Source organism: Rhizobium binae (assembly GCF_017357225.1).
Lineage (GTDB): Bacteria > Pseudomonadota > Alphaproteobacteria > Rhizobiales > Rhizobiaceae > Rhizobium > Rhizobium binae.
The window spans coordinates 3,087,796-3,113,536 of sequence record NZ_CP071604.1; the positions used below are offsets into that span (position 1 = coordinate 3,087,796).

22 protein-coding genes are annotated in these 25,741 nt (G+C 61.1%); 9 read left to right on the top strand and 13 right to left on the bottom strand.

Annotated features, from left to right (window positions below; all coding sequences use genetic code 11):
• Positions 1 to 44 precede the first annotated feature (44 nt).
• From J2J99_RS15195 to J2J99_RS15215, 5 genes are all read right to left on the bottom strand, one after another.
• The gene (locus tag J2J99_RS15195) at positions 45 to 1,214 is read right to left on the bottom strand and encodes an iron-containing alcohol dehydrogenase (protein WP_168296771.1); all 1,170 of its coding nucleotides are present in this window, start codon (positions 1,212 to 1,214) and stop codon (positions 45 to 47) included.
• Complete coding sequence (locus J2J99_RS15200; RefSeq protein WP_168296770.1) at positions 1,211 to 2,596, bottom strand: aldehyde dehydrogenase family protein; 1,386 nt, start codon at positions 2,594 to 2,596, stop codon at positions 1,211 to 1,213. Before J2J99_RS15200 ends, J2J99_RS15195 begins: the two co-directional genes overlap by 4 nt.
• A 227-nt stretch (positions 2,597 to 2,823) precedes the next feature.
• Positions 2,824 to 4,191, bottom strand: coding sequence for a glutamine synthetase family protein (locus J2J99_RS15205; protein ID WP_168296769.1), 1,368 nt, complete (start codon positions 4,189 to 4,191; stop codon positions 2,824 to 2,826).
• A gap of 146 nt (positions 4,192 to 4,337) precedes the next feature.
• Entirely contained in the window at positions 4,338 to 5,888 is a 1,551-nt protein-coding gene (locus tag J2J99_RS15210; RefSeq protein ID WP_168296768.1) for an amino acid permease, read from the bottom strand.
• A 120-nt stretch (positions 5,889 to 6,008) separates the two neighbouring features.
• Positions 6,009 to 6,779, bottom strand: coding sequence for an N-formylglutamate amidohydrolase (locus tag J2J99_RS15215; protein WP_168296855.1), 771 nt, complete (start codon positions 6,777 to 6,779; stop codon positions 6,009 to 6,011).
• Positions 6,780 to 6,949: 170 nt separating this feature from the next.
• Here J2J99_RS15215 and J2J99_RS15220 point away from each other — a divergent pair, with 170 nt between their 5' ends.
• The 6 genes from J2J99_RS15220 (at position 6,950) to J2J99_RS15245 (ending at position 12,438) form a co-directional block, all read left to right on the top strand.
• Positions 6,950 to 7,822, top strand: coding sequence for a MurR/RpiR family transcriptional regulator (locus tag J2J99_RS15220; protein WP_168296767.1), 873 nt, complete (start codon positions 6,950 to 6,952; stop codon positions 7,820 to 7,822).
• A gap of 188 nt (positions 7,823 to 8,010) precedes the next feature.
• Entirely contained in the window at positions 8,011 to 9,114 is a 1,104-nt protein-coding gene (locus tag J2J99_RS15225; protein WP_168296766.1) for an ABC transporter substrate-binding protein, read from the top strand.
• Between the two features lie 71 nt (positions 9,115 to 9,185).
• Positions 9,186 to 10,079, top strand: a complete 894-nt coding sequence (locus J2J99_RS15230) for an ABC transporter permease (protein ID WP_168296765.1) — start codon at positions 9,186 to 9,188, stop codon at positions 10,077 to 10,079.
• Entirely contained in the window at positions 10,076 to 10,864 is a 789-nt protein-coding gene (locus J2J99_RS15235; RefSeq protein ID WP_168296764.1) for an ABC transporter permease, read from the top strand. Before J2J99_RS15230 ends, J2J99_RS15235 begins: the two co-directional genes overlap by 4 nt.
• 12 nt (positions 10,865 to 10,876) lie before the next feature.
• On the top strand, positions 10,877 to 11,938 hold the full coding sequence (locus tag J2J99_RS15240) for an ABC transporter ATP-binding protein (protein WP_168296763.1): 1,062 nt from the start codon (positions 10,877 to 10,879) through the stop codon (positions 11,936 to 11,938).
• A gap of 194 nt (positions 11,939 to 12,132) precedes the next feature.
• Positions 12,133 to 12,438, top strand: a complete 306-nt coding sequence (locus J2J99_RS15245) for an NIPSNAP family protein (RefSeq protein WP_003541496.1) — start codon at positions 12,133 to 12,135, stop codon at positions 12,436 to 12,438.
• Between the two features lie 73 nt (positions 12,439 to 12,511).
• Here the strand turns inward: J2J99_RS15245 and J2J99_RS15250 are convergent, their stop codons facing one another.
• The 5 genes from J2J99_RS15250 to J2J99_RS15270 form a co-directional block, all read right to left on the bottom strand.
• Entirely contained in the window at positions 12,512 to 13,513 is a 1,002-nt protein-coding gene (locus J2J99_RS15250; RefSeq protein ID WP_168296762.1) for an ABC transporter ATP-binding protein, read from the bottom strand.
• Positions 13,514 to 13,523: 10 nt separating this feature from the next.
• Positions 13,524 to 14,585, bottom strand: coding sequence for a Gfo/Idh/MocA family protein (locus J2J99_RS15255; RefSeq protein ID WP_168296761.1), 1,062 nt, complete (start codon positions 14,583 to 14,585; stop codon positions 13,524 to 13,526).
• The gene (locus J2J99_RS15260; protein WP_168296760.1) at positions 14,582 to 15,421 is read right to left on the bottom strand and encodes a carbohydrate ABC transporter permease; all 840 of its coding nucleotides are present in this window, start codon (positions 15,419 to 15,421) and stop codon (positions 14,582 to 14,584) included. The genes J2J99_RS15255 and J2J99_RS15260 overlap by 4 nt, the downstream gene beginning before the upstream one ends.
• A gap of 9 nt (positions 15,422 to 15,430) precedes the next feature.
• Positions 15,431 to 16,378 (bottom strand): carbohydrate ABC transporter permease, encoded by a 948-nt coding sequence (locus J2J99_RS15265; protein ID WP_168296759.1) that lies wholly within the window; start codon positions 16,376 to 16,378, stop codon positions 15,431 to 15,433.
• 217 nt (positions 16,379 to 16,595) lie between these two features.
• The gene (locus J2J99_RS15270) at positions 16,596 to 17,855 is read right to left on the bottom strand and encodes an ABC transporter substrate-binding protein (RefSeq protein WP_168296758.1); all 1,260 of its coding nucleotides are present in this window, start codon (positions 17,853 to 17,855) and stop codon (positions 16,596 to 16,598) included.
• Between the two features lie 527 nt (positions 17,856 to 18,382).
• On the opposite strand from J2J99_RS15270, the gene J2J99_RS15275 reads away from it, so the two are divergent.
• The gene (locus J2J99_RS15275; protein WP_168296757.1) at positions 18,383 to 19,267 is read left to right on the top strand and encodes a glucosamine kinase nucleotide-binding domain-containing protein; all 885 of its coding nucleotides are present in this window, start codon (positions 18,383 to 18,385) and stop codon (positions 19,265 to 19,267) included.
• On the top strand, positions 19,264 to 20,028 hold the full coding sequence (locus J2J99_RS15280) for a GntR family transcriptional regulator (protein ID WP_168296756.1): 765 nt from the start codon (positions 19,264 to 19,266) through the stop codon (positions 20,026 to 20,028). The genes J2J99_RS15275 and J2J99_RS15280 overlap by 4 nt, the downstream gene beginning before the upstream one ends.
• 3 nt (positions 20,029 to 20,031) lie before the next feature.
• Here the strand turns inward: J2J99_RS15280 and J2J99_RS34715 are convergent, their stop codons facing one another.
• The 3 genes from J2J99_RS34715 to metH form a co-directional block, all read right to left on the bottom strand.
• Positions 20,032 to 20,169 (bottom strand): PIN domain-containing protein, encoded by a 138-nt coding sequence (locus J2J99_RS34715; protein WP_246638831.1) that lies wholly within the window; start codon positions 20,167 to 20,169, stop codon positions 20,032 to 20,034.
• A gap of 132 nt (positions 20,170 to 20,301) precedes the next feature.
• Complete coding sequence (locus J2J99_RS34720; RefSeq protein WP_259664641.1) at positions 20,302 to 20,433, bottom strand: PIN domain-containing protein; 132 nt, start codon at positions 20,431 to 20,433, stop codon at positions 20,302 to 20,304.
• An 86-nt stretch (positions 20,434 to 20,519) separates the two neighbouring features.
• Positions 20,520 to 24,293: a methionine synthase gene (gene metH / locus J2J99_RS15290; RefSeq protein ID WP_168296755.1), complete on the bottom strand. Its 3,774-nt coding sequence runs from the start codon at positions 24,291 to 24,293 to the stop codon at positions 20,520 to 20,522.
• A 168-nt stretch (positions 24,294 to 24,461) separates the two neighbouring features.
• Here metH and J2J99_RS15295 point away from each other — a divergent pair, with 168 nt between their 5' ends.
• Entirely contained in the window at positions 24,462 to 25,721 is a 1,260-nt protein-coding gene (locus J2J99_RS15295; protein ID WP_168296754.1) for an AGE family epimerase/isomerase, read from the top strand.
• Positions 25,722 to 25,741 lie beyond the last annotated feature (20 nt).

A 25,741-nucleotide genomic window follows, 5' to 3' on the forward strand; every position in this document is an offset into this window, starting at 1 on the left:
ACGAAAGGCCCGGAGAATCAGGATTCTCCGGACCGATCTGCGGATCAGCTCCTCTGATCTGAGAAGCAATCCCTAAACAGCGCCTTGGTATTTTCAAGCGTCATGGCGACCGGGTTGCCCCCGGCACTCGGATCTTCAATTGCCATGGCCGACAATTCGTCGATGCGGTCGGCGGCGATTCCCATTGCCGTCAGAGTTTCCGGCACGCCGAGGTCGGAGCGAAGCTTCAGCACATAGTCGTAGAAGCCGTCGAAACCGCCGGAAATGCCGAGATAGGCGGCAGCGCGGCCGATCTTCTCCTCGATCGCGGTGCGGTTGAAGCGCAGCACCGCCGGCATGACAACCGCATTGGTCATGCCGTGATGGGTGTTGTAGACCGCGCCGATCGGGTGCGACAGCGCATGAATGGCGCCGAGCCCTTTCTGGAAAGCGACCGCGCCCATGGCGGCGGCTGCCATCATGTTGGCGCGGGCTTCGAGATCGGTGCCCTCCCGATAGGCGCGCGGCAGGAACTCCTTGACGAGCCGCATGCCTTCCAGCGCGATGCCCGCCGACATCGGATGATAGAAGGGCGAGGAATAGGCCTCCAGGCAATGGGCGAAGGCATCCATGCCGGTGCCGGCCGTGATGATCTTCGGCATGCCGACCGTCAGCTCCGGATCGGAAATCACAACGCCGGGCAGGAACTTCGGATGGAAGATGATCTTCTTCACATGCGTTTCGGAATTGGTGATGACGCTGGCGCGCCCCACTTCCGAGCCGGTACCGGCCGTCGTCGGCACCGCGACGATCGGCGCGATGCCCTCGAGGCTCGCGCGCGTCCACCAGTCGCCGATATCCTCGAAATCCCAGACCGGCCGCGTCTGGCCGACCATGAAGGCGACGCACTTGCCGAGATCGAGGCCCGAGCCGCCGCCAAAGGCGACGACGCCGTCATGACCGCCGTCTCGGAACGCCCTGACACCGGCATCGAGGTTCTTCTCGTTCGGGTTCGGATCGACCTCGGCGAAGATCGCCCGACCAAGACCGGCGTCCTCCAGAATGTCGAGCGCGTTCTTGGTGATCGCCATCGATGCAAGGCCGCGATCGGTGACGAGCAGCGGCTTTTTCATGCCGAGGCTCTTGCAGGCGTCGGCCAACTCCTTGATGCGGCCCCGGCCGAGCTTGACCGATGTCGGATAGCTCCAGTTTGCGGTGATGTTGCTGCTGCTCATGCTGTGACTTTCTTAAGGTGGTAGGATTTCGGACGCGTCAGATTCTGGAAGCCGATGATCGACAGCGAGCCGCCCCGGCCGGTCTCCTTGACGCCGGTCCAGCAGAGCGCCGGATCGAGATAGTCCGCGCGGTTCATGAAGACTGTGCCGGTTTCGATCTCGCGGCCGAGCCGCGCTGCCCGTTCGGCATCCCTCGTCCAGAGCGAGGCGGTCAGCCCGTAGCGGCTGTCGTTCATCAGGGCAAGCGCTTCCTCGTCGCTCTTCACCTTCATGATGCCGACCGCCGGACCGAACGTCTCTTCACGCATGAAGGCCATGGAATGGTCGACATCAACGAGGATCTGCGGCGCGAGATAGGCGCCGCCGTCATCCTGCGGAAAGAGCTTCGGGTCGACAAGTGCCTTGGCGCCCTTGGAGACCGCATCGGCGATCTGCTCGCGCACCACCTTGGCGAAACGCTTGTTGGCCATCGGGCCGAGCGAAGTCTCGGGATCGAGCGGATTGCCGAGCTTGTAGTTCGACACCCAGGCGACCGACTTTTCGACAAAGGCGTCATAGAGGGATTCGTGCACATAGACGCGCTCGATGCCGCAGCAGCACTGGCCGGAATTATAGGTCGCGCCGTCCATCAGCGTATCGACGGCCGCCTCGAGATCGGCGTCCTCCATGACGTAACCCGGATCCTTGCCGCCGAGTTCAAGACCGAGGCCGGTGAAGGTGCCGGCGGCGGCACGCTCCATCGAACGCCCGCCTTCGACCGATCCGGTGAAGTTGACGAAATTGAAGCTGCCGGCGGCAATCAGCGCCGAGGTCGTTTCATGATCGAGGAAGACGTTCTGGAATACATCCTCCGGCACGCCGGCTTCGACGAAGGCCTGCACCAGCCGCTCGCCGACCAGCAGCGTCTGCGAGGCGTGTTTCAGCACCACCGTATTGCCGGCCATCAGCGCCGGCGCGATCGTGTTGATCGCCGTCATATAGGGATAGTTCCAGGGCGCGACGACGAAGACGACGCCATGTGGTTCGCGCTCGATGCGACGTTCGAACCGCTCGCTCTCCTCTACGACAAGAGGCGCCAGCGCATCGGCCGCGATCGAGGCGACATAGTTGGAGCGCTCGTTGAAGCCCTTATACTCGCCGCCGTACTTGACCGGCCGGCCCATCTGCCAGGCAAGTTCCGGCACGACGGTGTCGGACATCTCGTTCAGCCGGGCGACACCCTTGAGCACCAGTCGCACGCGCTCTTCGAGCGGCCGTTTCGCCCAGCCCTTCTGCGCCTTGCGGGCGCGCAAGACAGCGTCCTTGGCGGCGTCGAGCGAAAGCGCCGGACGCTCCGCGTAAACCGATCCGTCGACCGGTGAAATGCATTGGATCATTGCCATGATCGATTTCCGTCCTCGTATTGATCAAAAATTCCATCGAGGGAATGAGTCCCTCATCCGCCTGCCGGCACCACCGGGGTCGAGCCACTAGTCTCGACCCGTCCTTCGCCCCGCTCGCGAGACATGCCGCACCGGCTTCCTCAACCTCAACGCTCCGTTTGGCACATCCCCTCTGCGCGTTCACGGGGAGAGGGTTGGGTGAGGGGCAAGCAACCCGCAAAAGCCTATTAAGCTCTTTCGAACCCGCGCGCCACTTCCCAATCGGTGATGCGGCGGTCGTATTCTTCCTGCTCCCATTCGGCAGCGCGGGTGTAGTGGTCGATCACCTCGTCGCCGAAAGCCTTGCGCAGCATTGCCGATTCCGTCATCGCCGTCGTCGCCGCCCGCAACGTGCGCGGGATTTCGCGAATGTCCTTGCCGCCATAGGCGTCGCCAACGAAGGGAGCCTCGAGATCCAGCTTGTTCTCGATCCCGTCGATGCCGGCAGCAAGCAGCGCGGCGAAAGCGAGATAAGGATTGAGATCGGAACCGCCGACCCGGCATTCGATCCGGATCCCTTTGGTCTCCTCGCCGCAGAGGCGGTAGCCGGCGGTGCGGTTGTCCTTGCTCCAGATCGCCTTGGTCGGCGCAAAGGTGCCAGCCATGAAGCGCTTGTAGGAATTGATGTAGGGCGCCAGGAAATAGGTGATCTCGCTGGCATGGGCGAGAAGCCCGGCAACATAATTATGCATCAGCGGCGACATGCCATATTTGCCGGCGTGGTCGAAGAACAGCGGCTTCCCCTCAAGGCTCCAGAGCGACTGGTGGATATGCGAGGAACTGCCGGCGGCATTGTAATTCCATTTGGCGAGGAAGGTGATGGCCTTGCCTTTCGACCAGGCGATCTCCTTGCAGCCATTCTTGATGATCGCGTGCCGGTCTGCCATGGCGAGCGCGTCGGCATAGCGCACGTTGATCTCCTCCTGGCCGGCCGAAGCCTCGCCTTTGGAGTTCTCGACCGGAATGCCCGCACCCTGCAGCCCGGTGCGGATCGCCCGCATCACCTCTTCCTCCTTGGTGGTCTGGAAGATGTGGTAGTCTTCGTTATAGGCGCTGGCGAGCTTCAGGTTGCGATAGCCTGAAGCATGGGCCGCCTCATAGCTCTGGTCGAACAGAAAGAATTCGAGCTCGGAGGCCATGTAGGCCTTCATGCCCATGTCTTCGAGGCGCTTCACCTGCTTTTTCAGGATCGCGCGGGGCGAATGGGCGACCTCCTCATGCGTGTGATGATCGAGCACGTCGCAGAGCACGAGCGCGGTACCCTCAAGCCAGGGAATGCGGCGCAGCGTCGAAAGATCCGGCTTCATCGTATAGTCGCCGTAGCCCTTTTCCCAGCTGGTTGCCTTGTAGCCCGAGACCGTCTCCATCTCCATGTCGGTGGCGATGAGGTAGTTGCAGCTGTGCGTCTCCTTCCAGGCACTCTCGACAAAATATTCGGCTTGGAAACGCTTGCCCATCAGCCGGCCCTGCATGTCCACCTGGCAGGCCAGAACCGTGTCGATGCGCCCCTCGGCAACATCCTTCCTGAGATCGTCGATTGTGTAGCTGCTGCTCATGATTGATCCGCCTGACATTGGAATTGAGAGAATCGGGGCAACGAAATCGCATGCGCTCGGCCGCGCGCCGCGACCTGATGCCTTTTCGTTGGACCGGGGGGCGAGGCCGCAGAATGCGGCCCCGCCAGTCGAAGAAAGTTCGTTTCTCAGGCCTCGCCGACAGCCGCCTCCGCGGCCGCGATCTCAGCCTGACGCTTCGCAATGGCCTCGCCGATCGGTGGACCTTTGAAGCGGCGATTCTCGAAGGCAAACCACACGATAGCGGTCAGAACGAGGAAGCCGACGGTAATTTCCAACGCCCAGTCGTTCGGCGGCTGAATGCCGATGTAGAAGATCAGCGCCATTGATAGGATTCCGAGGACGGCGACAACCCTGTACAGCCCGACTCCCATATTCCATGGGCCCATTGTCGGCCATTTCGCAGTTCCGATCGAAACGAGGCCCAAAGCGATGGGCACGACGAAGGACAGGAACAGGAAGATGACCGTGCACGACACGACGATCGAATAGGCAGGCGTCCCGGCAATGGTGATTGCCGAAGTAAACCAGACAAAGAGGACTGAAAGGATCGCACCTGTCCATATGGCGGCGACCGGCGTGCGGAAGCTCGGACTGACCTTAGAAAGGGTCGAGGATGCCGGAAGACCCTTGTCACGCGAGAAGGCGAAGATCATCCGCGAAACCGAGGTAACCGTCGCAAGGCCGCACAGGAACTGCGAGACGAATATCAGCACGTAGAGAATGCTTTTGAACGTCGGGTTGACCTGCGACTCCATCGCCCAGAAGAACACGTTCCAGCCTTGCTTTGCTGCCTCGTCCATGTTCGGGATCATGAGCACGAAAGCACACAGCATGAGATACCCGAAGAGCGCCGACCAGAGGACCGAGGAAACCATACCACGGGGCACCGAGACGGCTGCCTTCAGCGTCTCCTCCGATGTGTGCGCCGAGGCGTCGTAGCCCGTGATCGTATAGACCGGCAACAGCAAGCCGAGCAGGAATGCCATGCCGGTCGAGACGGTCACTGGCCAGACAAGCGATGCACCTTCGGTGCCTGTATAGTTGGCGAAGGTGAAGAGCCTTGAGATATCCCAGCTCGGCGCGGCCGCCAGGCAGACGATCGTCAGGAGGATCGCCGTTGCAAAGATCAGATATCCCGAGAAATCGGTAAGCTTGGCGGTCAGGCCGATGCCGAAATGGTTAATGCCCGCCTGCAGGGCTGTGATGATTGCCACAAAGACGACACGGTGAAGAAGCGTGTCCTCGATACCGAACTGCGGCCCGAAGGCCCCGAAGAAGAAGTAAAAGGTGCCGACGTTGATGGCGCCGAGCACGGTGACGAGCCCGAGCAGGTTGAGCCAGGCCGACAACCAGCCGGTGAAGCGGTTACCGAGGATCGAGCCCCAGTGATAGAGGCCACCTGCTGTCGGATAGGCGGAGCCGATCTGTGCGAGGCCCAATGCGAAGATAAACGAAATCAGGCAGCCGAGCGGCCAGCCAATGCCGATTGCCGCTCCGCCTGCTCCCGCTGTTGCCTGCCCGAGCGAATTAATGCCGCCTGAAAGAATGCAGATGATCGAAAAAGAGATTGCGAAATTCGAAAATGAGCTCATTCGCCGTTCGAGTTCCTGGGCATAGCCCATGGAATGCAGGATGTGCACATCCTGCTTCTTGTCCAGTTCGGTGTAGTCCGACATGACTTCCCCCTGTTGACGAACCGGCCGCGGGATTGCAGGCCGGATCAGTGCCAATTGCCCGCGGCATTTTCGCCATGCGGACCTTCGCAGTTAGACTGCTCCCTCGGGTCTTCTTTTTTATCAGGCGTCCAGGCTTTGCTGGAGCAGCCCCTTTAGATAGTCGGCCATGACCCCTTGGCCGACATCGTCTGCGATGAGGTCATTGCGGACCTCGATCATCACATTGCGCAAGCCGTTGGAAAGCCCGTGCAGGATCAGCGTGTGGGTCACGCCATCCTCGGGTCCGTAAGGCTGGTTGCGTTCCGTCCTGTAAAGCGGCGCCTCGGCCGCGGCGTCCAGCATGCGGTCGGCGAGCCGGCTGTCCTCATCATGCAATATGCCGAGTTCGACCGCACGCTCGCGGCCGTGATAAACCGGCGTGAAACTGTGGATCGTCACGATGACGCTGTCTTGCCCCCGCGCCCGGCGATCGCCGATCAATCCGCGAATGGCGTCGTGAAAGGGCACGTAGAGTGCATCAGTGCGCGCAAGCCGTTCCTCCGCGGTCAAATCCTTGTTGCCGGGGATGGCGTAGATTTCGCTCGTTTCAGGCATGGCGCCGGGCGAGCTCGGCGGCCGATTGCAGTCGTAAATAAGTCGCGAAAAACGCTGGTAGATGAGCGTCGCATCGAGCGCTTCCGATATGCCGCGGGCGACCGAAAGAGCGCCGGGGTCCCAGGCAATATGGCTTAATAGCGCTTCGCTGGGCAGGCCAAGATCGCCGAATTGGATGGGAAGTGTATACGAAGCGTGCTCGCAGACGAGAAGCACCGGGCTCCGGCCGCCGGCGCGCTCGATCCCGACGCAATCACCGTCGGCTTCACTGAGGATTATCGGCCGGGCCAGCACCAAAGGCGCCACTCCTTAATAAATTCCTTATAAGAAAAGAATTCTTCAGGTTCAGGCGAGTGTCAAGCATTCTCTGAAAATTTCTTTTCACGACACCAGTTGACATGGATTGTGACAGCGTTGTTAACTTCGATTGGGAAAATGGCGCCAGACCATCCCGGGGAGCAGATTAGGTGACAGTTGCGTCGAAGACGGTTTCGGACGTCATACACTCGCATTTCGGGGTGCTGACGCGTGCTGAAAAGCAACTGGCAGAAAGCCTTCTCGACAATTATCCAGTTTCCGGCCTCGGCAGCATCACCACCATCGCCGAGAATGCCGGCGTCTCGACGCCGACTGTGGTGCGCATGGTGCAGAAGCTGGGCTTCAAGGGCTATCCGGACTTTCAGGCGCATCTGCATCTGGAGGTCGAGGCGACGATATCGAACCCGATCGCCAAACATGACCGCTGGGCGCAGAACGCCCCGGGCACCCATATTCTCAACCGTTTCGCCGATGCCATTATGGGCAATCTGCGCCAGACGCTGACTGATCTCGATACCGCGACCTTCGACAGCGTCGCCTCGCTGCTCTCCGACCGCAAGCGTGGCCTCTATTTCGTCGGCGGCCGCATCACCGGCGCGCTTGCCGAATATTTCTTCACCCATATGCAGGTCATCCGACCGGCGACGACGCTTCTATCGGCGAATTCCAGCAGTTGGCCGCAATATGTCCTCAACATGAATGCCGGCGACATCCTGATCATCTTCGACATCCGCCGCTACGAGCAGGAAATGGTGAGCCTTGCCACCGCCGCCCGCAAGCGCGGCGCCGAAATTGTCGTCCTCACTGACCAATGGGGCTCACCGGCCGCCAAACTCGCCCGCCACGCCTTCCGTGTTCGCATCGAGGCACCGTCGGCCTGGGATTCCTCCGTCGTCACCCTGTTCATCGTCGAGGCGCTGATCGAAGCCGTCCAGAATTCCACCTGGGACGAGACAAAGGAACGCATGAAGACACTGGAGGGTCTGTTCGAGCAGAGCAAACTCTTCCGCAAACCGGGTTAGGAGGACAAGACCAAGAGGGAGAAAAACAATGGCGGATTTTTGGGAAACAGACCGCGCTGTCGCAAATGGAACATCTGCCACAAGCGCCTGCTATTCATGAAAAACCACCGTCATGCAGCCGTCACACAAGCTTCATGTAAGCTCATTAACAGCATCGCCAGACACTGAAAACCCGAAGGAGAACAACAGTGATCTCTAACATTTCTCGACTTCTGTCGCTTTCTACTGCGATGATCGTGGCTTCAACCGCGATTGCCGCTGCAGAACCGAGCGCAGAACTTATCGCTGCCGCCAAGAAGGAAGGCACGCTGACCACAATCGCTCTCCCGCACGACTGGTGCGGCTATGGCGACGTCATTGCCGGCTTCAAGGCCAAATATGGCCTCGAGGTCAACGAGCTGAACCCGGATGCCGGTTCGGGCGACGAAGTCGAAGCCATCAAGGCCAACAAGGGCAATACCGGCCCGCAGGCTCCTGATGTCATCGACGTCGGCCTCTCCTTCGGCCCCTCTGCCAAGAAGGACGGCCTGATCCAGCCTTACAAGGTCTCCACCTGGGATTCGATCCCGGATACGGCCAAGGATCCGGAAGGCTACTGGTACGGTGACTATTACGGCGTTCTGTCGTTCCTCGTGAACAAGGACCTCGTCAAGCAGTCGCCGGCCGACTGGGCCGATCTGAAGAAGAGCGACTATGCAAACACCGTTGCGCTCGCCGGCGATCCGCGAAGCGCCAACCAGGCTGTTCAGGGCGTCTACGCCGCTGGTCTTTCCGCATCGGGCGGTGACGCAGCCAAGGCAGGCGAAGAAGGCCTGAAGTTCTTCGCCGAGCTGAACAAGTCCGGCAATTTCGTGCCGGTTGTCGGCAAGGCTGCTCCTTTCGCGCAGGGCTCGACGCCGATCATCGTCGCCTGGGACTACAACGCCTTGTCTTGGGGCCAGAGCCTCAAGGGCAATCCTCCGTTCGAGGTCGTCGTGCCGAAGACGGGCGTCGTTGCCGGCGTCTATGTTCAGGCGATTTCCGCTTTCGCTCCGCATCCGAACGCCGCCAAGCTCTGGATGGAATATCTCTATTCCGACGAAGGTCAGCTCGGCTGGCTGAAGGGCTATTGCCACCCGATCCGCTTCAACGATCTTGCCAAGAACAACAAGATCCCGAAGGATCTGCTCGACAAGCTGCCGCCGGCAGCAGCCTATGAAAAGGCTGTCTTCCCGACGCTCGAAGAGCAGGCCGCCGGCAAGGAAACCATCACCAAGAACTGGGATTCCGTCGTCGGCGCCAGCGTCAAGTAATATTCGATCCTGCCTCCCCGCCCCACGGCGGGGAGGTTTTTCTCACCCCGATGCCCCAGGATGAGCTTTTCATGAGCACGGTTTCAACGCCTATGGTGAGCAGCGCCCCCTTGATCAACCGAGACCGCGTGATCGACTGGCTGGGCATTGCACCCTTCATTATCTTCTCGCTGCTGTTCCTGATCATCCCCACGCTCTATCTGGTCGCGGGCGCGTTTCTGACGCCCGAGGGTAGCTTCACGCTGAAGAATATCGGCGATCTCTTTACGCCGTCGATCATGAGCGCTTACTGGATCAGTATTCGCGTCTCCGTAGCCTCGGCTCTCGGCGGCGCGCTGATCGGCTTTTTCCTCGCCTGGGCCGTGGTGCTCGGCGGCCTGCCGAATTCGGTGCGCTCGACGCTTCTGACCTTCTCCGGCGTCGCCTCGAATTTTGCCGGAGTGCCCCTCGCCTTCGCCTTCCTCGCAACGCTCGGTCGCACCGGCCTCGTCACGGTTTTCCTGCGCGAATGGTTCGACTTCAACCTTTACAGCACCGGCTTTAATCTGCTGTCCTTCTTCGGCCTCACCATCACCTATATGTATTTCCAGATCCCGCTGATGGTCCTGATCCTGACGCCGGCCCTCGACGGCATGAAAAAGGAATGGCGCGAAGCCTCGCAGATTCTCGGCGCCACTAACCGCCAATACTGGACGATGGTTGCGCTGCCGATTCTCTGGCCGAGCCTGCTCGGCACGACGCTGCTGCTCTTCGCCAACGCTTTCGGCGCCATCGCCACCGCCTTCGCACTGACCGGCAGCTCGCTGAACATCGTACCGATCCTGCTCTACGCGCAGATCCGCGGCGACGTCCTGCACAACGCCAATCTTGGTTACGCCATCGCGCTTGGCATGATCGTCATAACAGGCGTCTCCAACGTCCTTTACCTCATGCTGCGCATGCGCGCCGAACGGTGGCAGAAATGAAGACACAACGCCTCGGCGCGTGGATCGCCATTATTCTGGGCGCATCCTATTTCATAATTCCGCTGATCGGCACCATCGAGTTTTCGCTGCGCATGCGCCGCGGCGAATATAGCTTCGATGCTTACCAGTCGGTCTTTTCCGATGCCCAGTTCCGCGAGACCTTCGGCTACTCCATGCTTATGGCGCTGCTGACCATCGTCTTCGGCATGCTGCTCGTCGTCCCCACCGCCTACTGGGTGCGGCTGCGCCTACCGCAGATGCGCCCCGTCGTCGAATTCATCACACTACTGCCGCTCGTCATCCCGGCGATCGTCATTGTCTTCGGTTACCTCAGAATGTACAATTCGTCGTCCTATCTGCCGCTGACGGGTTCGACGACCGGCACCAACGCCCTGCTGGTCTTCTCCTATATCACGCTGTCGCTGCCCTATATGTACCGCGCCGTCGATACCGCCATGCGCGCCATAGACGTCCGCACCCTGACGGAGGCGGCCGAAAGCCTCGGCGCCCGCTGGACGACCATCATGTTCCGGTGCATTTTCCCCAATGTCATGAGCGGCGTGCTCTCGGGCGCCTTTATCACTTTGGCGATCGTCATGGGCGAATTCACCTTCGCCGCCCTGCTCAACCGCCCGGCCTTCGGCCCCTACCTGCAGCTTGTCGGCGCCAACAAGGCCTACGAGCCTTCGGCGCTCGCCGTCATCGCCTTCTCGATCACCTGGCTCAGCATGGGCCTGCTCAACCTCGTTTCCCGCTTCGGCAAAGCCCGCCCGGCAAAGGCTTAAGGTAACCGGCTCATGTCTTTTCTCACATTGAACAACATTCAGAAATCCTTCGGCCCGGTACAGGTCGTCAAGAACTTCAACATGAACATCGAGAAGGGTGAATTCGTCTCCTTCCTGGGACCGTCGGGCTGTGGCAAGACGACCGTTCTGCGCATGATCGCCGGCTTCGAGACGCCGACAGGTGGCACGCTGACCATCAACGGCAAGGACCAGAGTTCGCTCAAACCGAACCAGCGCAACATCGGCATGGTTTTCCAGGCCTATGCGCTATTCCCGAATATGACGGTGCACGACAACGTCGCCTTCGGCCTGAAGGTCGCCGGTGCCTCGAAGCCTGAAATCGACGCTCGCGTCAAGGAAATGCTCGGCCTGATCAAGCTCGATCACCTGGCCGACCGCTTCCCCTATCAGATGTCGGGCGGCCAGCAGCAGCGTGTTGCGCTGGCCCGCGCGCTCGCCGTCAAGCCGCAGGTACTGCTGCTCGACGAGCCGCTGTCGGCCCTGGATGCCAAAATCCGCGTGTCGCTGCGCGAGGAAATCCGCCAAATCCAGCAGCAGCTCGGCATCACGACGGTTTTCGTTACCCACGATCAGGAAGAGGCGCTGTCGATCTCCGACCGCATCGTCGTCATGAATGCCGGCAAGGCCGACCAGATTGGTTCGCCCTTCGAGATTTACAACACGCCGGCAACGCGCTTCGTCGCCTCCTTTGTCGGTACGCTGAACCTCATCGAGGCCAAGGTCGTCGATCCCGATACCAACCGCATCCAGATCGGCGATCAGGGTATAACGTTGAAGCAGTCGGTCGCCTCCCACAAGGCCGGAGAAACCATTTCGCTGGCGCTACGTCCGGAAGCTGGCTCCCTCTCCGACAGTGTTAAGAGCGACACGGCGTTGACCGGTCAGGTTGTCTCGGCCCACTTTCTCGGATCAGTCATCCGCACCCGCATGAATGTCGGTGGCAATGTCATCTCCTTCGACATGTTCAACAGCCCGGGCACCACCCCGCCGCAGGCCGGAGAAACGGTGACGCTGCGCTTCATGGCAGCCGACCTGCTCATCATCCGCGACTAGTCGGCGTAGCGCGATCTCGCCCGGAAGGCGCCGCCGACGCGGCGCTTTTTTAATTTCAGGCCGGCCGACCTGTCAGCAAACGTGATGCAGCCATCACCGCAAAGCACTTGAACTCTGCCGGCTCAGTGCCAGAAGTTGAGTAAACCAAATGAGCAGGTAGCTTCCGCCTGGCATTTACGCGATGGGATATGTCGATGATTACCTGCCACCTGCGTTATGTGATCGATCCGTACAAGCTTGCCGAATTCGAGGAATATGCCCGACTCTGGATTCCGATCGTCAACAGGATGGGCGGCACCCATCACGGTTATTTCCTGCCATCCGAAGGCGCCAACAACATTGCCGTTGCCTTGTTTTCCTTCCCGAGCCTTGCCGCCTACGAGGACTATCGCACGCGCATGGCAAGCGATCCGGAATGTCAGGCCGCTTTCGAACTCGACAAACGCAACCGCAGTATCGTCAGCTATGAACGCAGCTTCATGCGGCCCTTGCTCGGCTGATCGAACCGCGCACGACGGGAAATGAAAAAGCCCCGCCAGACTGGCTGGCGGGGCTTTTCGTTCTGTCATACACTTACCGGATCGCCTGGTCGTCTACATCGAAGCGATGCACATGCGCCTGGTCCGGGGTCGCATAGACGATCTCGTCCGGCTCATACTGGTGTTCGCCGAAAAGACGCGCCGTCAACAGGCCGCATTGATCAGATTCCAGATAGATGATCGTGTCGGCGCCGAGATGCTCGACATGCACGACCTTGGCAGCCCAGGCTCCCTGCTCCCGCGACAGCGTCATATGTTCGGGGCGCACGCCGATGGTCTTGGCGCTGTGATCGCCGACCTTCTCGCCTGCGATGAAATTCATCTGCGGCGAACCGATGAAGCCTGCGACGAAAACATTGGCCGGACGATTGTAGAGTTCCATCGGCGAACCGATCTGCTCGATCGCACCGGCATTCAGCACCACGATCTTGTCGGCAAGCGTCATCGCCTCGACTTGATCGTGGGTGACATAGATCATCGTCGCCTTCAGACTGCGGTGCAGCCGTGCGATTTCGAGGCGGGTCTGGACGCGCAACGCCGCATCGAGGTTCGACAGCGGTTCGTCAAACAGGAAGAGTTCCGGTTCGCGCACAATGGCGCGGCCGATCGCGACGCGCTGGCGCTGTCCGCCGGAGAGCTCGGCCGGCCGCCGCGCCAGATAGGGTTCCAGCGAAAGCATGCCGGATGCCTTGCTGACACGCTTGTCGATCTCGTCCTTGGCGGTGCCCGCCTGTTTGAGACCGAGCCCCATATTGTCCTTGACCGTCAGATGCGGATAGAGCGCGTAAGACTGGAACACCATGGCAATGCCGCGCTTTGCCGGCGGCGTCAGCGTCTCGTCGCGGCCATTGATGACGACGGCGCCCGAGGTGACGTCTTCGAGGCCGGCGATGCTGCGCAACAGCGTCGATTTCCCACAGCCCGACGGGCCGACGAAGATGACGAATTCACCGTCCTTCACTTCGAGGTCGATGCCCTTCAGCACCTCATGCGTTCCATAGGTCTTGCGGATGGATTTGAGTTGAAGCGATCCCACTATCTTTTCCTTACAATCTGACCGGCTGGCCGGTGCGCACGCTCTCGTCGGCGGCAAGGCAGATGCGCAGCGACGCCACCGCATCCGCCATATGGCGATCGAGGTTCAGATCCTCTCGGATCGCCCTCAGCATGAAGGCCTGTTCCAGGTCGCAGAGCGCCTGATGACCGGGCTCGCCCGTCATCCTCATATCCTGGTCGGGCCGGATGAACTTGCCGTCAGCGCCGGTTTCGGCCGTGTGCAGACGGATCACTGATGTCTTGGTGTGAGTGTCGATATCATCGGACTTAGCGTTCGGATCCATGACGATCGACACCGCGCCCTTCGGTGACATCACGTCCTTGACGAAGAAGGCGGTCTCCGAAATCATCGGTCCCCAGCCGGCCTCGTACCAGCCGACCGAGCCGTCCTCGAAGAGCACCTGCAACTGCCCGTAATTGTACATGTCTGCGGCGATCTCGTCGGAGAGGCGCAGCCCCATGCCGCGCACCTCGACGGCCCTGGCATCGGTGATCTGGCACATGACGTCGACATAATGCACGCCGCAATCGACGATCGGCGAGGTCGTGCGCATCAGCGACTTGTGCGTCGCCCAGGTGGGGCCGCTGGACTGTTGGTTGAGGTTCATGCGGAAGACGTAAGGCGGGCCGAGCTTGCGCGCCTCCTCTATCAGTTTCGTCCAGGAGGGGTGATGGCGAAGGATATAGCCGATCACCAGCTTGCACCCCGCCGTCTTCGCCGCCGCCACGACCCGCTCGGCGTCGGCCACGGTGGTCGCCAGCGGCTTCTCCACGAAGACATGGCAGCCGGCCTCGAAGGCGGCGACGGCATAATCGGCATGGCTGTCGGAATAGGTGTTGATCGAGCAGAGATCCGGCTTCAGTTCGGCGAGCGCCGTCATGAAGTCGGGATGAACCTTATAGGCCTGCAGATCGGGCTCCAGCTTCGCCGGCGAGCGGTTGACGAGACCGATAATCTCGAAACCCGGATTGTTGTGATAGGCGAGCGCGTGGCTGCGACCCATGTTGCCGAGGCCGGCAACAAGGACACGGATCGGTTTCTCCTGGCTCACTTGACGGCTCCTGATGTAATGCCGCGGATCAGTTGCCGCGAAAAGATGACGTAGAGGACGAGGATCGGCAGGATGGCCAGCGACAGCGCTGCCAGCACCGCGTTCCAATTGGTGACGAACTGGCCGATGAATATCTGCGAGCCGAGAGTCACCGTCTTGGTGGCCTCGGCGGGCGCGAGGATCAGCGGGAACCAGAGATCGTTCCAGATCGGGATCATCGTGAACACCGCGACCGTCGCCATGGCCGGGCGCACCAGCGGCAGCACCAGGCGGAAGAAGATCGCATATTCCGACAACCCGTCGATGCGCCCGGCATTCTTCAGATCGTCCGAAACCGTACGCATGAATTCCGACAGGATGAAGATCGCGAGCGGTATGCCTTGCGCGGTATAAACAAGGATCAGCGCCGTCAGCGTGTTGACGAGGCCGGCCGCTACCATGCCCTGCAGGATCGCCACCGTGCCGAGACGGATCGGGATCATGATGCCGATCGCCATATAGAGCCCGAGCAGCGCATTGCCGCGGAAGCGGTATTCCGACAGTGCGAAGGCCGCCATGGCGCCGAAGAGCAGCACCAGCAGGATCGAGACGATCGTCACGATGAAGCTGTTCTGGAAATAGGTGGCGAAATCGCCCTGCCCAAGCACCGTCTGATAGCCGACGAGGCTGAAAGTCGACGGCGTCGGGATCATCAGCGGCTCGCGGAAGATCGAGGCGCGATCCTTGAACGAGTTGACGATGGTGAGGAAGACGGGAAACAGCGCGACCAGCGTATAGGCGGAGAGCGCCAGATGCACGAGGCCGGTACGGATGGGAGATGTGCGTGCCTTGGACATACGCGCTCCTCAGAACTGGTAGCGACGCATGCGCCGCTGGATGACGAAGAGATAAAGCGAGACGCCGACGAGGATGATGAGGAACATCACGGTCGCGATCGTAGCGCCCATCGAGCGGTCGCCGAGCTGAAGCTGAAAACCGAAGAAGGTGCGGTAGAGCAACGTGCCGAGAATATCTGTCGACATGTCAGGCCCTGCAAGCGCGCCCTGCACCGTGTAGATGAGGTCGAAGGCATTGAAATTGCCGACGAAAGTCAGGATCGAGATGATGCCGATCGCCGGCAGGATGAGCGGCAGTTTGATCTTCCAGAACTGCGCCCAGCCCGTGATGCCGTCGCATTCGGCCGCCTCGATCACCTCTTCGGGGATGCTCAGAAGCGCGGCGTAGATCAGCATCATCGGAATGCCGATATATTGCCAGTTGGAGATCAGCGACACGGCGATCAGCGCCGAGCCGGGCTTTCCGAGCCAGGGCGCGAACAGGAATTTGAGCCCGATGAGATCGAGCATCCAGGGCGCGACACCCCATATCGGCGACAGGATCAGCTTCCAGATGAAGCCGACGATGACGAAGGAAAGCAGCGTCGGCAGGAATATCGCCGTGCGGTAGAAGGCCACCCCGCGCAGCTTCGGCACCGAAAGCAGGGCCGCCAGCGCAATGCCGATCGGGTTCTGCACGCACATGTGGATGGCGAAGAAGATCAGGTTGTTGACGAGCGCATTCCAGAAATCATGCGCCCAGCGCGGATCGCCGAACAGCACCTTGAAATTCGCCAGTCCCACGAAAGCCGGCTGCCCGTCGATCGTATTGTAGAGCGAAAGCCTGAGCGTTTCGATGAGCGGCAGCACCATGACGGCGGAATAGACGATCACCGCGGGCAGCATGAAGACGAAGATGTGCCAGCGCACCGGGCGCTTGATCGGGACGATATCGATCGCGTTGTCGGTTTCGCTCATGGCTTTTGCCTGTTCTTGTCGACTGGCCGCAATCGTGCGGACGCAGATGGAAAACCTTGCGCCTCACCCGAACTCTCTGCCGACGGGGAGAGAGGCAACGCCCTGCAGGGATGTTAAATCGGGCTGGGAGGTCGCTGCGAGTCTCCTTCTCCCCGCGAGCGGGGAGAAGGTGGCCGGCGGGCCGGATGAGGGGCCGCAAACGCCGCCCCTGATCGCATCACTTGGCCGGCTTGTACCAGCTGTCGAGGCCCTTCTGGAGCTTTTCGGCAGCAACCTGCGGCGTATCGGTGCCGTTGATCACGTTGGCCGATTCAACCCAGGTCTCGTTTTCGAGGTTCGGCGTGCCACGCGACAGGATCTGATAGGTCGAGCGCACAGTCGACTTGTACGGGCCGCGCCAGGAAACGAATTCCTGAGCGAGCGGATCGGACATCTTCACGGGGTTGGAGTTCAGGCTGAAGAAGCCCGGCAGTGAATTTGCGTAGATATCGGCGAACTCAGGCGAAGCGACCCAGCTGAGGAATTTCTTGGCTTCCTCGGCATGCGTGCTCTTCGCGTTCAAGGCGACGCCGATATCGGGATGGTCGGAGATGTAGCCCTGGTCACCGGCCTTCGGAACCGGCGGCGGGAAGGCGCCCATCTTGAACTGGGCCTGCGTATTGAAGAGCGCAATTTCCCAGGAACCGGCCGGATAGATCGCGGCGCGGCCGAGCGTGAAGAGGTTCTGGCTGTCCGAATAGGTCTGGGCTTCGAAACCGTCACCGAGATAAGGCTTCCACTTGGCAAGCTCCTCAAACGGTTTGACCCATTCCGGATCGGTCAGCTTCTGCTTGCCCGCGATCAGGGCTTCGCGGCCGTCTTCGCCCTTCCAGTAGTTCGGGCCGATGTTCTGGTAGCCCATGGTGGCGGCTTCCCAGAGGTCCTTCGTGCCCATGGCGAGCGGGATGTATGTACCGTCGGCCTTGATCTTGTCGAGTGCTGCGTAGAACTCGTCCTGCGTCTTCGGCACGGAGATGCCGAGCTTGTCGAAGGCATCCTTGTTGTAGATGAAGCCGTGGATGACCGAAGCCATCGGCACGCAGAAGGTCGACTTGCCGTCGTCGGTCGTCCAAGCGGCCTTGGCGACCGGCGAGAAATTCTCCATGCCAGGCAGGCTGGTGAGGTCGACGAGTTGCTTCTTGTTGAAAAGTTCGAGCGAGGCGTCGAACGGACGGCAGGTGATGATGTCGCCTGCCGAGCCGGCATCGAGCTTGGCGTTCAGCGAGGCGTTGTATTCGGTCGGCGCGGTCGGCGAGAAGACGATCTTGATGCCCGGGTTCTTCGCTTCGAAGGCCGGGATAATCTTCTCCTGCCAGATCTGCAGGTCGTCGTTACGCCAGCTTTCGACCGTCAGCGTAACGTCGGCGGCATGCACGAGACCTGCTGACGTCAGCAGGCTTGAGGCAAGCAGCAAGGTTTTCAGAGCAGTGTTTTTCATTTCCCTCTCCTGTGTTTTGAGCGCCGCAAGGCGCTTTTCGATCTGAACAAGCAGTTGGTGTGTTTGAGGAAACACCCAACGCCTCTTGGAGGGCCGCCATCAACTGCCGGCCCCGAAAGCTCGACGGACGCAAAGGCGGATCGCCTGCGGCCGGACTGTGCGCTGCCCCATGACCTGCATCGGGCGCGGCAAAATCGATCGGGAAAAGCCGATGGATGCCGAACTTCGCCACCGGCCTGACAGGCGGCGGGTCGTTCTCTCGATCATCCTCGAAGCGGATCCGGCTTGGCTTTGCTGCCGATTTTCGCGGGCTTCGATGTGCTGTTCCCTTTTGCCGAATTAAGTCCAAAAAAATACCAATTGTCCAGTCGATTTTAACTTTTCGGGCTCTAAAAATTCAATAAAAAATTTTATCAAATAAAATCAATTAGATAAAAAGGCGAATTTTCTCCACCATTCCCACTTGGTAAATGGTATTTTTTTGGTATTGTAGTAAAAACATAGGGAACGGCGTATTCGGAGGCCCGATGACGGAGCTTGCAATCGGCATAGACGGCGGCGGAACGAGCTGCCGCGCCGCGGTCGCAGACAGAAACGGAAAGATCATTGGACGCGGCAAAGCGGGCCCGGCCAATATCCTGTCCGACCTGGAAAACTCTCTTCTCAACATCGTCGAATCTGCCCAAGAGGCGCTGCGAGATGCCGGGCTTGCCGCTGAAGCAATCTCCTCTGTCGCTGCTGTCGTCGGCGTCGCCGGCGCCAATGTCACCGATTACGGCGAGCGAATCGAAAAGGCCCTGCCCTTTGCCGAAGGCCGGGTCGTCACCGATGCGCTGATCGCCCTGCAGGGTGCGCTCGGCGACGACGACGGCATCGTCGGCGCCTTCGGCACCGGCTCGGTCTATAATGCCCGCAGGAATGGCCGGCTGAAAGGCATTGGCGGCTGGGGCTTCGTCGTCGGCGACCAGGCAAGCGGCGCCCGCCTCGGCCGCGACCTCATGGAAAGATCACTGCTCGCCCATGACGGCGTGCGCCCGGCTTCTGCAATCACCGAAGCGCTGATGACAGAATACGGCAACGACCCTGAACGCATCGCCGAATTCGCGCATTCGGCAAGGCCCACGGATTTTGCTCGCTATGCGCCCGTTGTCTTCGAACATGCGGCCAGGGGCGATGCCGTCGCGGTCGGCATCGTCACCGATGCGGCAACGGCGATCGGCGAAAGCCTGGACGCATTGCTTTGGCCCGAATGCCCGTCGATCTGTCTGCTCGGCGGCCTGGCCGGAGCCTATGAGCCGTGGCTTTCCGAACACTACAGATCGCGGCTTGCCAGCCCCAAGGGCGATGCCCTGCAGGGTGCGGTAGAACTTGCCGTCAAGCTTTTGAACGATCGGCTGAGAGGTGCGGCGTGACCGACGATCTCGCTAGTCTTCTTTCCCTGCAGCGGCTGCAGGCCGCCGGCACCGGCCCGCTCTATGTCAAGCTGCGCCGCACGCTCGAAGAGGCCGTGCGCACCGGCACGCTCGGTCACGGCGATGCGCTGCCGCCGGAACGCGACATCGCCGAATTCGCCGCTGTCAGCCGCGTTACCGTGCGCAAGGCGATCGACGAACTCGTCGCCGACGGCCTCTTGGTGCGCCGCCACGGCTCCGGCACCTTTGTCGCCAAACCGGTGTCCAAAGTTGAGCAGCGCCTGTCGCAGCTCACCTCCTTCACCGAGGACATGGCGCGCCGCGGCATGTCTTCCCGCTCCGAATGGCTGCACAAAGGCGTACACACACCCTCGCCCGACGAGATGATGATCCTCGGCCTCGGCACCGACGTGAAGGTTTCGCGCCTCTCCCGCCTGCGCATTGCTGACGATCAGCCGCTGGCGATCGAGAATGCCAGTGTGTCCGGTGAATTTCTGCCCGATCCGTCAGTCGTCACCAATTCGCTCTACGCCGAACTCGAACGCCTTCAGGTCCGCCCGGTGCGCGCCGTGCAGCGCATTTCCGCAACCAATATGAAGGAAGCCGACGCCCAGCTTCTCGGTGTCCCCGTCGGTGCCGCCGGCCTCTCGATCGAGCGCATCTCCTATCTCGGCTCCGGCCGCGCCGTGGAATTCACCCGCTCGCTCTATCGCGGCGACGCCTATGACTTCGTCGCCGAGCTGACGATCGGGGTGACGTGAGCCCTACCGGACGCGGGCGATCCAAAGTTGGTTTCCGGCGAGTTCGTCGAAGATCGCATCGGCGGAGATAATCGGTATCCCATTCTGCATGGCGGTCGCGGCAAGAAGCCGGTCGAACGAATCGCGGTGCGTCCGGTCCATTATGGCTGCAGCCAGAAGATGTCCGGTGTCAGGCCCGCGGCAATGCCACCCTGCTCCTGCAGCAGATCCGGCAGCCGGCCGATGATAGGTTGCATCTTTGGCCATCTGCCGAGACTAACCTTCTGCCCGATTTCAAACAGAGATATCGGAGCTGACGAGAATAGTCTCGGCCTTTTCGATCAGAGCGACCGCCATGGCCGAGAGCCGCTCGTCGCCGGTCAGCAACCATGCCCAGGCCTGGGTGTCGAGCAGAAGCGAATTCACTCGATCCCCTCCCTCACTTCCCGGCTTTCATTCATTGAATCAGTTCCTCAGTGCGCCGGCTTAAGCTACTGCCAACACTCGCCAAATCATGCGGCGTCCTCGATCTCCTCGTCCGCCTTGCGCGGCACGTAGTTGAGCACCGGTCCGAGCCATCGCTCGACTTCGGAAATCTCCATGCCCTTGCGCTTGGCATAGTCTTCCACCTGATCGCGCTCCACCTTGGCGACACCGAAATAATAGGAGTCAGGGTGGCCGATATAGAGGCCGGATACGGACGAACCTGGCCACATCGCATAGCTTTCCGTCAGCTTCACGCCTGCGGCATGTTCCGCGTCGAGGAGCTTGAAGAGCGTCTTCTTCTCGGTGTGGTCTGGCTGAGCGGGATAGCCGGGCGCCGGGCGGATGCCGGCATAGGCTTCGCCGATGAGATCCTCGTTGCTGAGCTGCTCATCCCTCGCATAACCCCAATATTCGCGCCGCACCTGCTCGTGCATGCGCTCGGCGAAGGCTTCGGCAAAGCGGTCGGCCAGCGCCTTGACGAGGATCGAGGAATAATCGTCGTTCGCCCGCTCGAAGCGTTCGGCAATGGCGACCTCCTCGATGCCGGCCGTGACCACGAAGCCGCCGACATAATCCTGCACGCCGCTTTTGACAGGCGCGACGAAATCCGAGAGCGCCACGTTCGCCCGCCCGTCCCGCTTCGAAAGCTGCTGGCGCAGCGTGTAGAAGGTGGCAAGTTCCTCGCTGCGGCTCTCGTCAGTAAACAGGCGGATATCGTCGCCGACGGCACCGGCCGGCCAGAAGCCGATGACGGCGCGCGGACGGAACCACTTTTCGTCGACGATCTTCTTCAGCATCGCCTGCGCGTCGGCCCACAGCGCCCGCGCCGCCTCGCCTTGCTTCTCGTCCTCGAGAATGGCGGGGTAGCGGCCGCGCAGCTCCCAGGTCTGGAAGAACGGCGTCCAGTCGATGTATTTCGCAAGCTCGGCCAGATCGTAATCCTCGAACACCCGCGTGCCGAAGAATTGCGGCTTGGTCGGCTGGTAGGCCGCCCAGTCGACCTTGTGGGCGTTCTCGCGTGCCCGCGGCAACGGCAGGCGCACCTTCTCGGCTTCGCTGCGCGCATGAGCAGCCGCCACCTTGGCATATTCGGCTCTTATGTCGTCGACATAGCCCTGGCGCGTTTCCGGCGACAGCAGCGCCGAGACGACGCCGACGGCGCGGCTCGCGTCGGTAACGTAGATCGCCTGGCCCTTGCTGTAGCCGGGATGAATCTTCACCGCCGTATGCACCCGGCTGGTCGTCGCCCCGCCGATCAGCAGCGGGATTTCGAAGCCCTGCCGTTCCATTTCGGCCGCGACATGCACCATCTCGTCGAGCGACGGCGTGATCAGGCCGGAAAGGCCGATGATGTCGACCTTTTCGGCGATCGCCGTTTCGAGGATCTTCGTCGCCGGCACCATGACGCCAAGGTCGACGATCTCGTAATTGTTGCAGGCGAGCACGACGCCGACGATGTTCTTGCCGATATCGTGCACGTCGCCCTTAACTGTCGCCATGAGGATCTTGCCGGCCGACTGGCGATCGTCGCCTCCGGTGAGGCGCTTTTCCTCTTCCATGTAGGGCAGCAGCACGGCGACCGCTTGCTTCATGACGCGCGCCGACTTGACCACCTGCGGCAGGAACATCTTGCCCGAACCGAACAGGTCGCCGACGACGTTCATGCCGGCCATCAGCGGCCCTTCGATGACATGCAGCGGCCGGGCGGCCTGCTGGCGCGCCTCCTCGGTATCGGCTTCGATAAATTCGGTGATGCCGTTGACCAGTGCGTGCTCGAGGCGCTTTTCGACACTCCATTCACGCCAGGAAAGGTCCTGGACCCGGCCTTCCCTTGCGCCGGCGCCACGGAAGCGCTCGGCCACTTCCAGCAGCCGCTCGGTGCCGTCGGGACGGCGGTTTAGCACCACGTCCTCGCAGGCCTCGCGCAATTCGGGGTCAATGTTGTCGTAGACGGCAAGCTGACCGGCATTGACGATGCCCATGTCCATGCCCGCCTGGATGGCGTGGTAGAGGAACACGGCATGCATAGCCTCGCGCACCGGCTCGTTGCCGCGGAACGAGAAGGACAGGTTCGAGACGCCGCCGGAAATATGGACGAGCGGCATGCGCTCGCGGATCGTCCGCGTCGCCTCGATGAAATCGACGCCGTAATTATTGTGCTCTTCGATGCCGGTCGCGACCGCGAAGATGTTCGGGTCGAAGATGATATCCTCCGGTGGGAAACCGATCTTTTCGGTCAGAAGCTTATAGGCGCGGGTGCAGATTTCCACCTTGCGCTCGTAATTGTCGGCCTGCCCCGTCTCGTCGAAGGCCATGACGACGACGGCGGCACCGTAATTGCGCAGGAGCCGCGCCTGGGCGAGGAAATTCTCCTCCCCTTCCTTCAGCGAGATCGAGTTGACGATCGGCTTGCCCTGGACGCGCTTCAGGCCGGATTCGATGATCGAGAATTTCGAACTGTCGATCATGACGGGCACGCGGGCGATGTCGGGCTCGGCAGCGATCAGATTAAGAAACTCGACCATCGCCTTTTCGGAATCGATCAGGCCCTCGTCCATGTTGATGTCGATCACCTGCGCGCCGTTCTCGACCTGGTCGCGCGCCACATCGAGTGCAGCCGTGTAATCGGCATTGGTGATCAGCTTGCGGAACTTCGCCGAGCCGGTGACGTTGGTGCGCTCGCCGACATTGACGAAGGGAATGTCCTTGGTCAGCTCGAAGGGTTCGAGGCCGGACAGCGACATGAAGGGGCGATGCTCGGGAATCGGACGCGGCTTGTACTTGGCGACGGTCTCGGCAATCGCCCGGATGTGCTCCGGCGTCGAGCCGCAGCAGCCGCCGACGATGTTGACCAGGCCTTCGCGGGCGAAGCTGTCGATCTGCGCCGCCATCAGCTCCGGCGTTTCGTCATACTGGCCGAACTCGTTCGGCAGGCCGGCATTCGGATAGGCGCAGATGAAGGTGTCGGCGACACCGGAAAGCTCCTGCAGATGCGGGCGCATCGCATTGGCGCCGAGCGCGCAATTCAGCCCGATCGTGAAGGGATTGGCGTGGCGCACCGAATTCCAGAAGGCCGACGGCGTCTGGCCGGACAGCGTGCGGCCGGAAAGGTCGGTGATGGTGCCAGAGATCATCACAGGCAGGCGCACGCCCTTGGCCTCGAAGCGCTCCTCACAGGCGAAGATCGCCGCCTTGGCGTTCAGCGTGTCGAAGATCGTCTCGATCAAGATGATGTCGGCGCCGCCGTCGATCAGACCGTCGATCTGCTCGCCATAGGCGGAGCGCAGATCGTCGAAGGTGACGGCACGGAAACCGGGATTGTTGACGTCGGGCGAAATCGATGCGGTGCGGTTGGTCGGGCCGATGGCGCCGGCGACGAAGCGGCGGCGGCCGTCCTCGCGCTCGGCCCGCAGAGCCGCGCGGCGGACGATCTCGGCACCTTCCTTGTTCAGGTCGTAGACGGCATTTTCCATCTCGTAATCGGCCTGCGCGATGCGGGTCGAGGAGAAGGTGTTGGTCTCGAGAATATCGGCGCCGGCCTTGGCGTATTTGTAGTGGATCTCTTCGATCGCATCCGGCTGGGTCAGGATCAGAAGGTCGTTATTGCCTTTCTGGTGGCAGGCGCAGCCGATGAAGCGGGTGCCGCGGAACTGGTCTTCGTCATAGCCGAGCCCCTGGATCTGCGTGCCCATGGCGCCGTCGAGGACGAGGATGCGCTCACTGGCGGCTTTGCGCAGCGCTGCGAAAACTTCATTGCCGTCACGCTTGCCCGTTTCCGGACCAAAGAGGTTGTCAAACACGGGAGGCTCCTTGACGTCGTAAGACCAGATTGTCCAAATCACATAAAGATATCTTTATGTCAATATATGCCTATCGATTTCGTGGTTTGCAAGCCTCGCCAGATGACAGGCTTGAACGGCCTCTATATAGGCAATTGATACGCATTGCCCACCGATCGGAGGAGTATCATGGCACCCGCAACCGGCAACGCCGCGCTTGGAAACTGGACGAGCCGCGCCTATCATCGCGCCTGGCTGCTTGCCCAGGCAAACGGCCTCTTCGATTTCTTCCAGCACAACTCGGTCAACCCCAAGGGCGGCTTCTACGACCTCGACGACACCGGCAAGCCGCTCGACGCCGAGGGTCAGGTCCGCAGCATCCATATCGCCGCGCGCGCCGTGCACTGTTTTGCCATCGGCGCCCTGCTCGGCCGTCCGGGGGCTGCCGACCTCGTCGACCACGGCATGGACTATCTCTGGAACCATCACCGCGACCGCAAGAACGGCGGCTATTTCTGGTCGCTCGACAAGAATGGTCCGGTCGACAGCAACAAGCAGGGCTATGGCCACGCCTTCGTGCTGCTCGCCGCCTCGTCGGCCAAGACGATCGGCCATCCGCTCGCCGACGGCATGCTGGCCGACATCACCGAAATCCTCAACACGAAGTTCTGGGAACCGCGCCACGGCGCGATCGCCGAGGAATTCACTGCCGACTGGCAGCCGCTCGACGGCGGCACCTATCGCGGCCAGAACTCCAACATGCACTTGACGGAAGCGCTGATGGCCGCCTTCGAAGCGACCGGCGACAAGGAATACCTGACCAAGGCCGAAAGCATCGCCGATCTCGTCATCCGCCGCGCCGCCGGCTCGGTCGACTGGCGCGTCGCCGAACATTTCGACGCCGAATGGAAGTTCGACAAGCAATACTATCACCCGAACGAAATGTTCCGCCCGGCCGGCACGACGCCCGGCCACTGGCTGGAATGGGCCCGCCTCATCCTGCAGCTCTGGGTGCTCGGCGGCAAACGCATCGAATGGATGCCGGATGCGGCCAAGGCCCTGTTCGAGCAGTCGATGGCGCTCGGCTGGGACAGCGACAAGGGCGGATTCTTCTATACGCTCGACTGGAACGACAAGCCCGCCAAGCGCAACAAGCTCTGGTGGCCGGCCTGCGAGGGCGCTGCCGCCGCGCATTTCCTCAACGAGCATCTGCCGAGCGACTACCACGAGGAATGCTACCGCAAGATCTGGAGCGTCATCGAGCGCGCCTTCATCGACCACAAGAACGGCGGCTGGCACGAGGAACTGACCGAAGATCTCGTTCCCTCGCATTCGCTCTTCCCCGGCAAGGGCGATATCTATCACGCCCTGCAGGCCTGCCTCATTCCGCTCTTCCCTGCAACCGGCAGCCTGACAAAGGGCATCGCAGAGGCCGGCGGCAGGCTCTGAGGTTCAGTAACCCGGCGCCG

What these genes read in the sequence shown, in the direction of transcription:
- J2J99_RS15240 (WP_168296763.1), top strand. Translation starts at nt 10,877, where the DNA reads ATGTCTTTTCTCACATTGAACAACATTCAGAAATCCTTCGGCCCGGTA.
- J2J99_RS15205 (WP_168296769.1), bottom strand. Translation starts at nt 4,191, where the DNA reads ATGAGCAGCAGCTACACAATCGACGATCTCAGGAAGGATGTTGCCGAG.
- J2J99_RS34715 (WP_246638831.1), bottom strand. Translation starts at nt 20,169, where the DNA reads ATGGACCGGACGCACCGCGATTCGTTCGACCGGCTTCTTGCCGCGACC.
- J2J99_RS15295 (WP_168296754.1), top strand. Translation starts at nt 24,462, where the DNA reads ATGGCACCCGCAACCGGCAACGCCGCGCTTGGAAACTGGACGAGCCGC.
- J2J99_RS15275 (WP_168296757.1), top strand. Translation starts at nt 18,383, where the DNA reads ATGACGGAGCTTGCAATCGGCATAGACGGCGGCGGAACGAGCTGCCGC.
- J2J99_RS15235 (WP_168296764.1), top strand. Translation starts at nt 10,076, where the DNA reads ATGAAGACACAACGCCTCGGCGCGTGGATCGCCATTATTCTGGGCGCA.
- J2J99_RS15245 (WP_003541496.1), top strand. Translation starts at nt 12,133, where the DNA reads ATGATTACCTGCCACCTGCGTTATGTGATCGATCCGTACAAGCTTGCC.
- J2J99_RS15230 (WP_168296765.1), top strand. Translation starts at nt 9,186, where the DNA reads ATGAGCACGGTTTCAACGCCTATGGTGAGCAGCGCCCCCTTGATCAAC.
- J2J99_RS15200 (WP_168296770.1), bottom strand. Translation starts at nt 2,596, where the DNA reads ATGGCAATGATCCAATGCATTTCACCGGTCGACGGATCGGTTTACGCG.
- J2J99_RS15265 (WP_168296759.1), bottom strand. Translation starts at nt 16,378, where the DNA reads ATGAGCGAAACCGACAACGCGATCGATATCGTCCCGATCAAGCGCCCG.
- J2J99_RS15195 (WP_168296771.1), bottom strand. Translation starts at nt 1,214, where the DNA reads ATGAGCAGCAGCAACATCACCGCAAACTGGAGCTATCCGACATCGGTC.
- J2J99_RS15210 (WP_168296768.1), bottom strand. Translation starts at nt 5,888, where the DNA reads ATGTCGGACTACACCGAACTGGACAAGAAGCAGGATGTGCACATCCTG.
- J2J99_RS15260 (WP_168296760.1), bottom strand. Translation starts at nt 15,421, where the DNA reads ATGTCCAAGGCACGCACATCTCCCATCCGTACCGGCCTCGTGCATCTG.
- J2J99_RS15270 (WP_168296758.1), bottom strand. Translation starts at nt 17,855, where the DNA reads ATGAAAAACACTGCTCTGAAAACCTTGCTGCTTGCCTCAAGCCTGCTG.